Genomic DNA, 13560 nt, shown 5'->3' with positions numbered 1-13560 from the left:
GGCTAGCATCGGGGACCTTTCCGAGGTACTCGGGCGGACGGAGTGATGATCTGCTCCCGCAGTTCCTCCAGTGCGGCCCGTGCGACGTCGTAGGCGCTGTCGACGTCGGGCACCGGGTCGTCCTCGCCGGGCCGCCAGAAGCGCCGGCGGGCCATGCGCATGGAGCTGACGAACGGCGGGATCGCGTTGAACACCTCGATCAGGTACGGCCCGCGATACACCGGCTCCACCTCGTTCAGGACGATGTCCCACGGGATCCAGCTGTCTTTCACCGCACCCCGGTCGGGCGCGGATATGTGGACGTAGTGGAGCCGGTCCTGCCGGGCGGCCTTCGCGACATTGTCCTTGAAGACCGACGGGCCCTGACTCTCCATCACGACCTGCGCGGTGTCGATCGTCACGCCGGCCTGCGCGTGCTCGAGTCCCTCGAGGAAGTCCAGTGCCTCCGACACCATGTTGGGTGGGGGCGTCTCCCAGCTCTTGACGGGCTCGATGGCGAGTTTCACTTCCCGCGCGGCGGCGTACTCCACCAGTTCCTCGAAGACGGAACGCGCCGCGTGATAGCGCGACTCCATCCAGTCCTGGAGGGCGTCACTCCATATCGGCTCGTCAGCGTCCGTGACGGGAAAGACGCCGTAGGGATAGAGGAACGGCCCTGACATGATCGAGTCGCCGCCCAGGATCCGCGTGATGTCGACGCGTGACTTGAGGTAGGACAGGGCCTGCCTGCGCTGCTCCTCGTAAGGCGAAGTCGGGTCGAAGGTCCGCGTGGTCCCGACATTGGTCGTGAACTTCACGTCCTTCAGCCCCGCCTGGTCGAACGCCTTCTTGAGGGCGACATAGCTGTCGGTCTCGAGCTTGTGGTCGACGGTCGCGGGCCGGGCGGCGATGTGCAGGTCGAAGCCGTCGTAGCCCATGTCGGTGAGGGCCTTCAGATGATTGATCAGGACCGCGGTGTAGCGTGAGTCCTGCGGCCTCAGATCGGCCGTGAACATGAAGAAGCTGAAGAACACGTCCCGTTTGAATGTCGCGTTCATTCCCGGTGTCCTCCGTTCCCTACCAGCCCAGGACGTCGGCCAGATAGGCGCGGGCCTTCTTGGCGTACTCGAGCGGGATGGCCTTGTTCGGATCCTGCTCGGCCTCCACGACCAGCCAGCCCCGGTAATCGGCGTCGGCCAGCACCTCGAGGATGGGCCGGAAGTCGATCGCGCCGTCTCCGGGCACGGTGAAGACGCCGAGCTCGACTCCCTCCTGGAACGACAGGCCTTCTTCCCGCACCCGGCTCACGACCTCGGGCCGGACGCTCTTCATGTGGACGTGGCCGATGCGGTCGGCGTAGGTCCGGGCCAGGTCCAGCGGATCGTCGCCGGCGAAGGCCATGTGGCCGGTGTCGAGCAACAGGTGGACCAGGTCCGGGTCGGTCGAAGCCATCAGCCGGTCGATGTCGGCCCGGGTCATGACGCCCGTGCCCATGTGGTGGTGGTAGCTGAGCTTCATCCCGGCCGAGCTGGCGATCTTGCCGAGCTCGTCCAGGCCCGACGTCAAGGCGTCCCACTGGGCGTTGGTGAAAACCGGGCGGTTGGCGAACACGTCCACGGGAAGCAGGTGCGACGAGGCTCCGAACTCCGCCACGACCAGCTCGGTCCCGCCCAGCGCCTTGACATGGGCCAGCGTTTCCTCGAAGGCGGCGATCGTCTTGTGCCGCATCTTGCTGATCGTGAAGTACGTGCTCGTCCAGGGCTCGGACACCTGCAGGCCGCGCAGATCGAGGGCGGCCTTGAGCGCGGCGGCGTCCGACGGGTACTTGTGCCCGATGCTGCAGCCCTGGAAGCCGGCGAGCGCCATCTCGCTCACGGCCTGGCCGAAGGAGATGTCGGCGTCGATGGTGGGGAAGTCGTCGTTCCACCACAGGGTGCAGCAGACGCCGAGCTTCACCTTGTCCGGGCCGAGGCGGTCAGCCAGTCCTGTCATTTCGTCGCCCCTTTCAGGTAGCGGTCCTCGATCCGGGGCGGCTGAGCCCAGGAGCCGTAGCCGGGCCCCTTGGCACCCGGAGGATTGGCCCCGATGGCCCGCCACAGCAGCCCCTCCTGGTAGGAGGCGGCGGTGACCGTGGAGGCTTCGCCCGCAGCCTGGGCTCCGTAGCGGTCGGTCCACTCGGGTGGCAGCGCGTACCACATCCCGGCGTACCAGAGTTTGATCACATTGCGGGCCACCGGGCCGAGGCGGTCGTCGCTGAAGATGCGGTGGCGCAGGGCCCGGTCGAACAGGTCCCGGTCGAGCGGCGTCCGGTCATGGCTTCCGGTATCACCGGCGTCGGTCCGGGCCGCCCGGTGGGCGTCCAGGAGGGCGATGACCGTCTCGTCGCCGCAGGCGGCGCGCACCTTGGCCAGGTACTGGTGGGCCAGACCGGTACCGAGCAGGTCGGTCTCCTCGAATGCGGTGAGGTCGACCGACAGACGGAGGAACTCCTCGAACGACGGGGCGGTCACCGTGTCACCGCCTGCGCCGTCCCACCGGCGGACCGGGAGGCCTCCGGATCGGCCCCGGCCGCGGCCGGGATCTCGAAGGTGGGAGCGGCGTGCAGGCCGCCGCTGCCCGGCAGGGGGTTGCGTACCAGCCGGTTGAACCCGTCGCGCAGGCGGAACATGTCGCAGACGGCGTCCTGCAAGAGGCCCGGCTGCCCGTTGAACGCCCTGGTGAGCAGGGCGAGGAAGGCCCCGTACTGGGTGTTGAAGTCCCGGGCGGCACGGGCGAGTTCCGAACCCGCCGGGAAGTCGGCCAGCCGGGCGCTCACCTTCACCCTGTACACATCGTCCCAGCTGATGCTGAGCGGCGGCCCCGAAGGCGCATCGGGGTCGTCGCCCACCTGGTAGTAGCGGCCGAGCTGCAGCTGCCGGAACCGGTAGTAGTGGGCCAGTTCCCCGTCTGCGTCGTAGATGCCGGAATCCAGGCCCTCGCCCTGAGCGGCGATGAAGCGCAGCGCCCGGCAGGCCGAGTCCAGGTCCGAGACGACGATCACCTCCCCGCCGCCGGAGTAGAAGTACTCGGACCCCACCTGCAGGGCCGGGTCTCCGCAGAAGAGCTTGGGATCGCCGGCCGCCACCTTCTCGAGCCCTTCGACGATCTCTGCGTAGAACTCCCCGATGCTGTAGAAGCGCATCCCCTCGGCCGTCGGGCTGAAGGCCAGTACCGGGCTCCCGCTGTCCGGTGAGGGCAGCAGCCGTGCGTCGGCACTGGGGGCCTGGCCCGGCCGCTCGATCTTGCAGAACGTCTCCACCGCCTCGGGGGACAGGGGCCGCAGGTCGACGGTGAAGTCGTTCTCCCCGTCGGGCAGGTAGGCCGGGTAGGACGGCACGAAGCCGGGGCGGGTCAGGTCGGGCGTGCCGCCGATGGCGTTCAGGACGTTGGCGACGAGGGTCAGGTGCAGCATCTCCTCCACCGCGACCACCCGGATGATGTGGGCGGCGTCGGAGTTGGTGGTGGACTTGATGGAGTAGTACGCGGTCAGGTAAGGGGGGATGGTCGCGTGCTCGAGCGCCATCGCCACGTGCAGATAACTGATCAGGTCGTCACGGTTGTTGATGGTCGACGCGGTCACCGGGCCACCTCCTGAGGCCGGGGCCGGCCGGCTCCGGTCGAGGTGACCTCGATCGGTGCGGTCTCGGCGTCGAGCTGGGCCAGCATGGCGCGGCTGCTGCGCAGGCACAGGGCCGCGACGGTGAGCGTCACGTTCGACGTGCCCACGGTGGGCATGCTTCCCCCGCCCACCAGGTAGAGGTTTTCGTGGTCCCAGCACCGCTGGTCCGGGTTGACCACCGAGGTCGACGGGTCGCGGCCCATCGTGTGGGTGCCGGCCAGGTGGTTGCCCCCGCGGATCTCGTAGCCCTCGCCGGCGTGGACGGCGTAACCCCAGAAGTCCGGGTCGTACGCGGTGTGGTCCTCGGCTCCGAGGCGGGCGAAGATCCGTCGCGACAGCTGCCGGGCGTACGCCACGCCCCGCATCGTGTAGTCGGGGACGTCGTAGGTGAGGATGGGCCGCATGTTCCCCAGGTGGTCGGTGTAGGCCGGGTCCACGGTGATCCGGTTGCTCGGGTTGGCGGGGACCTCGACCATGAACGCCAACTGCAGCTGGCGGGACACCTGGTCCACCAGGCCCTGGCGGAGGGACTCGCCGTAGCGGCCACCGGCGTCCACCAGGTCGACCAGGTCGGTCATCGGCGCCCCCCGGGCCCAGCCCCAGCCGTCGTTGTGGATGTCGACGCTGAACGCCGCCTGGCGGCGGCGGAAGCGGCCCCCGCGCAGGTCGGTGATGCCGCCCGTGCAGTTCGTGCCCCGGAAGGTGCCGGCCACCTCGGGCAGCAGGGCCCATGCCAGCAGGTAGGCGTGGTCCATGAAGTTCCGCCCCATCAGGCCGCTCGAGCCGCGCAGGCCGGAGGCCAGCATCAGCCGGGGGTTCTCCACCGCGTTGGCGGCCAGGATGAACAGCCGGCCCCGGGCCCTCACGGTGGTGAATCCGGGGCTGTCGGGCCGGTCGTAGCGGCGGTACTCGATCTCGGTCACCCGGCGGGTCTGCTCGTCGACGTGCACCTTGTGGGCCACCGCCTGGGCCACCAGGTCGACCCGGCCGCTCCGGAGGGCCTTCGCGAGGGTCTTGCCGGCGTGGTACTTGGCCTGCACCGGGCAGATGGGCACGCAGTTGTTGTTGCCCTGGCACCGTTCGCCGACCTCGACCTGGTAGGTGCTCACCGCCCCTCGCGGCACGTAGCCCTTCCCACCGTCGAAGGCCGGGTTCGGTATCCCGTTCCGCCCCTGCGGGAACGGCCGGACCCGCAGCTCGCGCCGCTCCCCGTCGAGCTCGACCGGCATCCCGTCGAGGTCCCTGGCGACCATCCGGTCCAGGTAGGACAGGGGCAGCCCCTTCATCGGGAACACATAGTCCTCGTCGAAGGTGATCCCGAGGTAGGCCTGGTCCTCCACGTCGGCGGAGACGCCGATCTCGCGTTCGGCCTCGTTGTAGTACGGGGCGAGGTCCTCGTAGGTGAGCGGCCAGTCGGCCCCCTCGCCGTAGAGCGTACGCATCCGGAAGTCCTCCGGGAGCATCCGCAGCGACTTGGCCTCCCAGTGCATGGTGGTGCCGCCGAGGACCCGGGTATAGGTGGTGTCGGTGGCGAAGGGCCCGCTCTGGACGATGTAGGCCGAGGCGTCGGGCGCGCCCGGGAAGATGCGCCGTGCGTCGGTGCCGCGGGGCATCGGGGCGTTGGCGGAGACCGGGTAGGGGGACTGGTTGTCCTTGCTGGTGGCCGAGTAGAAGCGGTCGAGGTAGCTCTCGTAGCCGCGCAGGGTGAGGTCCTCGGCCGGGCCCGCTTCGAGTATCAGTACCTTCTTGCCGGCATCGCTCAGCCGCGAGGCGATGAGGGCGCCGGCGATCCCGCCGCCGACGATGACGGCGTCGTACAGAACCTCGGCCGCCGCCGCGGGATCGGTGCGCTTCGCCGCCCCCTCGGGGAACTTCGCGTACATGGGGCAGTCACTCCTCCGCTGCCGGGCGCGGCCGGGACCGGTGTGGTGGTGGGGATGCGAGTCGGTCGGCCATGGGTCACACGGCCTCGGCCCGGGCCCGCATGGCGGACAGGTAGGCGGCATAGCTCCACGTCAGGTTGTGCACACTGCGCTCGAAGCCGGTGGTGCCGTCGAACTGCTCGGAGAGCTCCAGGTTGTCACTGTGGTAGACGACGGCCCGCACCATGGCGTCACCGGTCGCCGTCAGGGCGGCGGCGGCTGCCGCCGGGGCCGTCGACGCGTCGATGCCGGACTGGGCGAAGAACGGTGCGGACAGGTCGTCCACCGGTACCTTGCCGCTCGACTTGATCGCGGCGGCCACCTTGTAGTGCAGCTCAGCGACGTTGCACGTGGAGAGGGCCCAGGGGTGGCCGCCGAGCACCGGGTGCGCGGTGTCACCGTCGTAGACGTCGCCCGGGTAGCGGCCGAACAGCGGCCCGATGCCGAACGCTTCCTTGTCGGCCTTGTTGACCGGGTAGAAGGCGATGCCGCCCTCCTCCCACTGCGAGCGCAGTTGGGCCGCGGTGGCCAGCAGCTTGGGGTCGGTGACGGGAACGGCGCCGTAGACGGCCGCCTGGACGATGTCGATGTTCGGGTCGTAGCCGCTGACGACCGGATTCTGGGGCGAGGGCTGGGCCCCGTCACCGGGGTCGGCCAGCAGGCTCACGTACTTGGTCCCGTCCCAGTGGCCTGCAAGGGCCTGGCGCAGCCACTTGACGGCGGGCCGCAGTCCGGTGGGCTTGTCGATGCCGACGATGGTCGAGGCCTGGATCTCCTCGAAGCAGCGCAGCTGGGCGGAGCGGGCGAAGAAGCTGTATCCGCTGTGCTCCTCCCACAGGTTCGTGGTGGGGTTCTGGTAGACGCCGAGGAGGTAGGCCACGTTCGAGTTCACCAGGTCGACCGCCCGCTTCTGGGTGCCGACGTCGAGCTGGTCGTAGGCGGCCAGGATGGTGATCGTCTGCAGGGCCGGGCCGTCGTTCTGCTCGGTCCACGGGCGGGGGTCGCCGGCGATGTTGAAGCAGGCGTGACCCTTGGTCAACGGCGGCTGGATGTTGGAGTGGCAGAGGTCGGCGAACTGCACGTAGTCGTTGAGCGTCTGCACCGATCCGCCGGGGCGGGTGGGCATGCCGGCCTTGGCCACCTCCATGGCGGTGATGGCGCCGTCGCGCACCCAGTTGAAGACGTAGTCCTCGTCGATGCCGGGGGTGTCGGCCGGGAAGGACGGGGCGGCGATGATGCAACCCGGCTTCGAGTTCCGGGAAATGTCGCCCGGCGACTGCGGATCGCCGAAGGCGAAGCCGTCACTGGCGATGTTCCGGAACATGAAGGTGTACATGATCGGCACGAGCGACGGCAGATCTACCGCTCCCGGAGCAGAGGAGATCTGGACGTTCGCCCGCGCGCGGGAAGCGTCGGCCGGCCGGTTCGTGCGGGCGGGCGTGGTGGTGGAATCGGACATCGCTGAACTCCCCCGTTATGTTTCGGGCGGAACTATCGGATTCGGTCGGCCCCTGGTCGCGTGGATCAGAAGGCTGGGAACCGGGTGCGTCCATGAGTTGCCTTCCCGGGTGTCGCGCTTTCGGGCGGGCAGGACGGATGGACGGCGCAAGAGGTGCAGGTTGTTCATGGGGACATCGGTGATGTCGGGCTGCGCGTCGGCATGCTGCTGTTCACGCCTGACACGAAGACCACTACCGCGTCACCATCGGCGCGCGGGAACCGTCGAGATCGCCGAATGGGCCGTGTGCCCGTTCCGGTCGACTCGGTCGACCTGGGGCACGATCTGTCCCTCGCCCGCGCCTTGGCGGACGCACAGGTCCGGCAGACCCCGGGTGAGCCGGGCACGTGGAACGGCCGGCAGGATGCGCGGGCCGTCACACGGCTTCCCCTGACCGGTCGAGTCGGGGTGACCTGACCGGACATCAGAAACCATGCCCGTACGCGACTTCCCAGGCGGCGCGCAGCCCCGCGGGACTCCGGCGGCGTCACACACCCGCCGGGCAGGGCAGGCGAACCGATCATCTCGGACTCGCGTGCTCGCCCTGGGGACGAGGCGAGGAGAGTGGCGCACGACAACGCCGTCAGGCCTGCCATGACACTCTGCATCAGATACCCGAGTCGACACCATTCCCATAATCGCATCAATAGGGAATGCATTTCCTTCGTTCCCCCGTTTTCTCGGAAAGTGCGCAATGCCGAGACTTTACGACAGCGGGCCCCAAGGCAGCTTTTCACTGAACAGCAGAGAGGAATTTTGAAGCAGCCTAGAATGTGACGGTTCCACGCGATGTGTATGCGACTTGACGCATCGTTATCTTTGCGTACCGCAGGCTACAGTTAGCCGGGTAGGTGCCGCAAGAGAAATCCCCAATGTTACGCATGAGGTTGGAATAAACGCGTGCGACTCACTGTTGCATAAGTAGTTTCGACCGCCGGTCGGCGATGTGCGGCATGCGTGGCCGGCCCTGCGAGGGTCTGTTCTGCAGGGCCGGCCCTGAGTTTCAGTGGGGTTGCGCCTCAGCGGAAAGCGGCGATGTTGCGGGCGACCCAGCCGTCGAAGGGGCGCGGGGCGCGGCCGAGGACTCGTTCCACGTCCGGGCTGATCCGCAGTTCGGCGGGGTTCGGGGCGGAAATGATGTCCAGGGTGTCGTCGGCGAGTTCCGCCGGCACGAACCGGGTCATCGTGGCCTTGGCCTCGTCGCGGGTGAGTTCGTGGAACCGTACAGGCGAGCCGAGCGCGGCGGCGATCGCCTCCGCCTGCTGACGCGGCGTGATGACCTCCGGCCCGGTCAGCTCGTACACCCCGCCGGTGCGCCGGTCGTCCAGCAGGCAGGCCGCCGCGACCTCGGCGATGTCCGCCGGGTCGATGACCGGCACCCCTACGTCGCCGAAGGGCGCGGCGACCGTCCCTTGCGTGCGGACGGACTCCGCCCAGGCCAAGGCGTTGGAGGCGAAACCGCCCGGTCGCAGGACGGCCCAGTCCAGGCCGGACTCCCGCAACGCGTCCTCCACCGCGCGCATCGCGACCCGCGACGGGCCGAGCGGCCTGGTCGCCACGCCCTGCGAAGACAGCAGGACGACCCGGCGGACCCCACTGGCCGCGGCCAGGCCGATGATGTCGGCCGGCCTGGCTTCGGGGGCGTGCAGGTCTCCGGACAGCAGCAGGAACAGGGCCTTCGCCCCGGCCAACGCGGGTGTGAGGCTTGCCGGCTCGGCCAGGTCCGCCGTCACATGCCGGACTCCGTCCGGCATCGCCACCGCGTGCCGCGACACCGCCGTCACCTGCTCGCCCGCCTCGGCCAGGGCCTGCGTCAAAGGTCGGCCCACATTCCCGGTAGCCCCGGTCACCACGATCATGTTCAGCTCCTAGTCCGTTGTGCACTGCGGTAGTTGACGCTAGGAGGCGGGCTTACTTTTCGTAAGAACATACCCAGAGGTAAGCTCCCGACATGAAGGAAGGTGCGCAGCTGACGCAGGCCGAGACAGCCAATCGGTATGAGGTGTTTCACACCGACTGCCCCGCGCGAAACGTGGTCGACCACGTGACCAGCAGATGGGGTATCTGGGTACTGATCTCCTTGCGGAGCAACGACCTTCGGTTCCACGAGCTGCGCGACAGCATCCAGGGCATCAGCGAGAAGATGCTCGCTCAGACACTGCGCGCGCTGGTCCAGGACGGCTTGCTCTGGCGGGAGGTAGAGCCGACGACGCCGCCCCAGGTCACCTACGGGCTGTCCGAGTTCGGTCAGGACGTCAGCGAGCCGCTGACGGACTTGTTCAACCGGATCACACAGCGGCTACCGCAGCGCAGTACGGGCGCGGGTCCGCGTTCCAGGCCTTGATCCCAGCGCGGATCCGGCGTTCGGGGGCGGGGACGGAGCGGTGGACGCTGCGCTGGAGCTTCTTGCAGGTCGGCTCGCCGAGCCACCGCCCGACCAGGTCCAGCCAGGACGAGCCGGTCGGGGTGAAGTGCAGGTGGAACCGGGGGTGGGCCAGCAGCCGCTTGCGGACCGGCTCGGTTCCCACCACGTCGTGGACCTTGTCCACGAAGTTCTTCGGCTTCGTCTGGTGGTTCAGCAATCGCAGGTCGGCCCCTTACGCGTACCGGTACTTCAGCCAGTCCGCCTCCGCCTGCTCGATGTCGGCGATCGTCGTTGGCGTGAGACGAGGCCGGCCCAAGTGCGAACCGGTCTTCACCTACCCGCTCCTGGGGACACTGGTCCATCTGCGGACTCGGCCCACCCGTGCGGCGTCGGGCGTGCTCTGCAAGGTGGGGTCTCCCACGATCGGCCGGGCGATCCAGGAGGTCCGCCCGCTGCCGGCGGACCGTGGGTTCGCCGTCCCCCACCGGCCCGGCATCCGGCTGCGGACCCTGGAGGACGGTATCCATCAGTGACCTCAGGCTCTCCGGAGCGCCGGGCATCATGCGTCCTGTCGGCGGAACACGGCACCGGCGCGCGGCTTGGCAGGCGTGCTGCGGCTCGCGAACTGGCTCGGGACTGGCCGAACACGCCGGTTCAACCGGCTCGGCGTCCCATCCTCTGAGGTACGACCGGGATCACCCGTGACGCGGCAGGCGCTCCACGAACTCCCGGAAGGCGGGGATGTCGGCTTCGCCCAGCGGGCTGCCATGGGCGAAGCCGACGGTGGTGACGAGGTCACGCGGAAGGAGCCGCAGACTTGCCGGACGCAGGTCCGGGTCCGCGGCCAAGGCATCGGGGCCCAGGGCCAGCCTTCCCCGGTTGAAGAGGGCGTCCCCGACCAGGAGGGTGCCGGTGGGTTCATGGAGCAGCACGACGTGTCCGGGCGAGTGGCCCGGGGTGTGGATGATCCGCAGCCCGTCGGAGTTCTGCACGAGGTCGCCGTCGGCCAGGTCGGCGTCCGCTTCGACCGGCTGCCAGTGGAGGGCCGGCAGCCGGTCGATGAACCGGCCCAACGCCCCGCAACGCCCCTCGGCGGGGACGCGTCCGGCCTCCAGCCAGGGACGGTCGGCTGCGTGGATGAGGATGTGGGCGCCGGTGTGGCGACGCAGTTCGGCGGCGCCCTGGACGTGATCGGGGTGGGCGTGGGTGAGCACGATGCGGCGGATGTCGGACGGCCTGCGGCCGAGTGCCGCGACGGTGTCGAGAAGGGCGCGGGGCGCCTTGGACCAGCCGACGTCGACCAGGGTGAAACCGTCGTCGCCGTCGACGAGGAAGGCGTTGTCGCGCTTGCTCGTGGCGATGCGCATGATGCCGGGGGCGATCCGTTGGTGCATGAGTGGTGTCCTGACAGGTGACTGGTCTTGGGGTGGCGGGTCGGCGATCGGCGCGATGGCCCGGAACGGAGCGACGGTCGCCCGGGCCGTGGTGCGCTCACCGCAGGGCCTGGTCAGGCCGGTGTCGGAAGGTAGCCTTCGCGGGCGAGCTTGGGCAGGATGCCACCGGCGGCGAGGATGTCGAGAACCATCGGCGGCAGCGCCCCGCCGTGCAGGCGCATGCCTGTTGCGGTGTTCTCGACCCAGCCCTCGGCGAGGTCGAGGCACATCGTGGCTCCGTCGGTGAAGGCGGACGTGACCCCTGGCACGGTGAGGGCGGGCAGGCCGTGGTTGATGCAGTTGCGCAGGAACAGGGAGTTGAACTCCTCGGCCACCAGCGCGGCCACGCCCAGTTCCCGGAAGAGGGCGGCGACGGGTCGGGAGGATCCGAGGCCGAAGTTGCGTCCGGCGACGACGATGTCGCCGGGGGCGACCTGGGCGGTCCAGCCGGGGCGCAGCTCGTAGAAGATGTGCTTCGCGGCTTCGGGGACGGGCAGTTTCATGGCGAACGCCGGGTACATGGCGTCCGTGGTGACGGTGTCGCCGACGACCCAGACCGTGCCGGTGAGTTGGGTTCCCATCAGTTCAGCTCTTCTCGTGGGTCGGTGATGTGGCCGGTGAGGGCCGAGGCGGCGACGGTGGCGGGGGACGCCATGTAGATCTCCGCGTCGGGGCTGCCCATGCGACCGGTGAAGTTGCGGGTCGAGGAGGTCAGACAGACCTCGCCGGGGGCGAGCAGGCCCATGTGGTAGCCGAAGCAGGCGCCGCAGGTGGAGTTGGTGACCACGGCTCCGGCGTCGGCGAGGTCCTGCAGGTAACCGGCCCGCATGGCTTCGCGGTAGACCTGCTGGGAGGCAGGGGTGACCAACAGCCGTACGCCGGGGGCGACCTGGCGTCCGCGCACGATCTCGGCGGCGATGCGCAGGTCTTCGAGCTGGCCGTTGGCGCACGAGCCGATGAAGCACTGGTTGACCGGCCGGCTTTCCATCGCCGATACCGGCAGAGCGTTGTTGCTGACGGTGCCGGGCCGTGCGACGTGGGGTTCCAGGGCGGACAGGTCGATGGTGCGGACCGCGGCATAGGTGGCGTCGGGGTCGGCATCGGCCGCTTCGTAGGTGCCGCAGGGTACTCCGTGGTCGGCGAGGAAGTCACGGGCCAGGTCGTCGATGGGGAAGGTGGAGAAGTCGGCGGAGACCTCGGCGCCTTGGGTGGCGATGGTGCGCCGGTCGTTCATCGGGAGGGAGGCGAGGCCGGGTCCGCCGTATTCGAGGTTGTGGTTGGTGGCGTCTCCGTACCTGCCGGCGATGTGCAGGAAAACGTCCTTGCCCGAGACCGCTGCGGGTCTGGTGCCGGTGAGTTCGTAACGGATGGTGGGCGCGGCCTGGAACCAGGTCCTGCCGGTGCACATGACGGAGTACACCTCGGCCGGGCCGAGGCCGCGAGCGGCGGTGTTGTACGCGCCCGCCGCGCAGGTGTGGGAGTCGGTGCAGGCGAGGATCTCGCCGGGGCGAGCGAGACCGTTCTCGGCGATCACCTGGTGGCAGATGCCGTGCCGCCCGACGTCGTAGAACCTCTCGATCCCGAAGGCGCGGGCGAAGGCCCGTGCGTGGGTGCCTCCTGTGGCGTCATGGACGTTGGGGGCGGGCACCGCGTGGTCCATGACGACCGCGACCTTGTGCGGGTCGTTGATCTTCAGGGGCTGGACCCAGCCGGTGGCGAACTGCAGGTCGATCATGACGGTCATGTCGACGTCGCACACCACGGTCCGGCCCGGGCGGACCTCCGGGACGCCGGCTTTGCGGGCGAGGATCTTCTCGATCATGGTCATGCCCATCAGCAGACCCTCTCCTTGTGGTCGTGGTAGCGCTCGCCGATCGCGGACCAGGCGCGCAGGCCGACGAGTTCGAACAGGCCCTGCGGCCCGGGGGTCACCTCGGGCAGGGTGCCGCCGAGGCGGGTCAGGGCCTCCAGGCCGTGCAGCACGTACGGCGCGAGCAGGGCGCCGGGGTGGATGGCGATGCGGTAGCCGAGGGCGGCGAGCCGCTCCGGCGCGGTGTCGGGGGTCAGCCCGCCCTGCACCATGTTGACGAGCAGGGGCGCGTCGATCGAAGCCGCGACCTTCTCGATCTCCTCGACTGATTCCGGGGCCTCGACGAAGACGACGTCCGCGCCGGCCGCGGCATACCGGCCGGCGCGCTCGATGGCGGCGTCGACGCCGAGGGGGCCGCGGGCGTCGGTGCGGGCGATGATCAGTGCGTCGGTGCGTGCCTCCAGTGCCGCGCCCAGCTTGGCGACGAAGGCGTCGGCGGCGATGAGTTCCTTGTCGGGCAGGTGGCCGCACTTCTTGGGGAATGCCTGGTCCTCGAGCTGGATGGCGGCGGCACCGGCGCGTTCGTAGGCGTGCACGGTGCGTACGACGTTCATCGGGGCGCCGTAGCCGGTGTCGGCGTCGGCTATCAACGGCACATCGCCGAGCGCCTCGGCGGCGATGCGGGCGCGGTCGGTCATCTCGGTCTGGGTCAGCAGCCCGATGTCGGGCAGTCCGAACCCGGCGACCGCGACGCCGGCGCCGGTGAAATAGGCGGCGGCGAATCCGGTGCGGGCGACGAGTGAGGCGCTCAGGCCGTCGAACACACCGGGGGCGACGGTGAGTCGGCCCTCGTCGATCAGCGTGCGCAAGCGGGCGCCCGGGGAGGATGGCATGG

14 protein-coding genes are annotated in these 13560 nt (G+C 69.3%); 2 read left to right on the top strand and 12 right to left on the bottom strand.

What is annotated here, in order from left to right:
• Window positions 1–2 precede the first annotated feature (2 nt).
• The 7 genes from ACWC94_RS07660 to ACWC94_RS07630 all read right to left on the bottom strand — a co-directional run bounded on the left by ACWC94_RS07660 (window position 3) and on the right by ACWC94_RS07630 (window position 8916).
• On the bottom strand, window positions 3–1037 hold the full coding sequence (locus ACWC94_RS07660; RefSeq protein ID WP_450795462.1) for a sugar phosphate isomerase/epimerase family protein: 1035 nt from the start codon (window positions 1035–1037) through the stop codon (window positions 3–5).
• A gap of 19 nt (window positions 1038–1056) precedes the next feature.
• Entirely contained in the window at window positions 1057–1971 is a 915-nt protein-coding gene (gene iolE / locus ACWC94_RS07655) for a myo-inosose-2 dehydratase (protein ID WP_450795461.1), read from the bottom strand.
• Window positions 1968–2489, bottom strand: a complete 522-nt coding sequence (locus tag ACWC94_RS07650) for a hypothetical protein (protein WP_450795460.1) — start codon at window positions 2487–2489, stop codon at window positions 1968–1970. Before ACWC94_RS07650 ends, iolE begins: the two co-directional genes overlap by 4 nt.
• Window positions 2486–3598, bottom strand: coding sequence for a ferritin-like domain-containing protein (locus ACWC94_RS07645; protein WP_450795459.1), 1113 nt, complete (start codon window positions 3596–3598; stop codon window positions 2486–2488). The genes ACWC94_RS07650 and ACWC94_RS07645 overlap by 4 nt, the downstream gene beginning before the upstream one ends.
• Window positions 3595–5520: a GMC family oxidoreductase gene (locus ACWC94_RS07640; RefSeq protein WP_450795458.1), complete on the bottom strand. Its 1926-nt coding sequence runs from the start codon at window positions 5518–5520 to the stop codon at window positions 3595–3597. The genes ACWC94_RS07645 and ACWC94_RS07640 overlap by 4 nt, the downstream gene beginning before the upstream one ends.
• A 76-nt stretch (window positions 5521–5596) precedes the next feature.
• Window positions 5597–7018: a glycoside hydrolase family 15 protein gene (locus tag ACWC94_RS07635; RefSeq protein ID WP_450795457.1), complete on the bottom strand. Its 1422-nt coding sequence runs from the start codon at window positions 7016–7018 to the stop codon at window positions 5597–5599.
• Window positions 7019–8076: 1058 nt separating this feature from the next.
• Window positions 8077–8916: an SDR family oxidoreductase gene (locus tag ACWC94_RS07630; RefSeq protein ID WP_450795456.1), complete on the bottom strand. Its 840-nt coding sequence runs from the start codon at window positions 8914–8916 to the stop codon at window positions 8077–8079.
• Window positions 8917–9008: 92 nt separating this feature from the next.
• On the opposite strand from ACWC94_RS07630, the gene ACWC94_RS07625 reads away from it, so the two are divergent.
• Entirely contained in the window at window positions 9009–9401 is a 393-nt protein-coding gene (locus ACWC94_RS07625; protein ID WP_450795455.1) for a winged helix-turn-helix transcriptional regulator, read from the top strand.
• Here ACWC94_RS07625 and ACWC94_RS07620 read toward each other — a convergent pair.
• Window positions 9346–9639 (bottom strand): hypothetical protein, encoded by a 294-nt coding sequence (locus tag ACWC94_RS07620; RefSeq protein WP_450795454.1) that lies wholly within the window; start codon window positions 9637–9639, stop codon window positions 9346–9348. The genes ACWC94_RS07625 and ACWC94_RS07620 overlap by 56 nt on opposite strands.
• Before the next feature lie 79 nt (window positions 9640–9718).
• On the opposite strand from ACWC94_RS07620, the gene ACWC94_RS07615 reads away from it, so the two are divergent.
• The gene (locus ACWC94_RS07615; protein ID WP_450795453.1) at window positions 9719–9955 is read left to right on the top strand and encodes a hypothetical protein; all 237 of its coding nucleotides are present in this window, start codon (window positions 9719–9721) and stop codon (window positions 9953–9955) included.
• A gap of 162 nt (window positions 9956–10117) precedes the next feature.
• Here the strand turns inward: ACWC94_RS07615 and ACWC94_RS07610 are convergent, their stop codons facing one another.
• The 4 genes from ACWC94_RS07610 to ACWC94_RS07595 form a co-directional block, all read right to left on the bottom strand.
• Window positions 10118–10816 (bottom strand): MBL fold metallo-hydrolase, encoded by a 699-nt coding sequence (locus ACWC94_RS07610; protein ID WP_450795452.1) that lies wholly within the window; start codon window positions 10814–10816, stop codon window positions 10118–10120.
• Between the two features lie 113 nt (window positions 10817–10929).
• Window positions 10930–11436, bottom strand: a complete 507-nt coding sequence (locus ACWC94_RS07605; protein ID WP_450795450.1) for a LeuD/DmdB family oxidoreductase small subunit — start codon at window positions 11434–11436, stop codon at window positions 10930–10932.
• The gene (locus ACWC94_RS07600; RefSeq protein ID WP_450795449.1) at window positions 11436–12689 is read right to left on the bottom strand and encodes a 3-isopropylmalate dehydratase large subunit; all 1254 of its coding nucleotides are present in this window, start codon (window positions 12687–12689) and stop codon (window positions 11436–11438) included. Before ACWC94_RS07600 ends, ACWC94_RS07605 begins: the two co-directional genes overlap by 1 nt.
• A complete protein-coding gene (locus ACWC94_RS07595) occupies window positions 12689–13558 on the bottom strand; it encodes an isocitrate lyase/PEP mutase family protein (RefSeq protein ID WP_450795448.1) in 870 nt (289 codons plus the stop codon). Before ACWC94_RS07595 ends, ACWC94_RS07600 begins: the two co-directional genes overlap by 1 nt.
• Window positions 13559–13560 lie beyond the last annotated feature (2 nt).

Source organism: Streptomyces sp. NPDC001135, assembly GCF_053598395.1.
The sequence above is the reverse complement of the archived record's forward strand: the minus strand, read 5'-3'. Positions and strand labels throughout refer to the sequence as shown.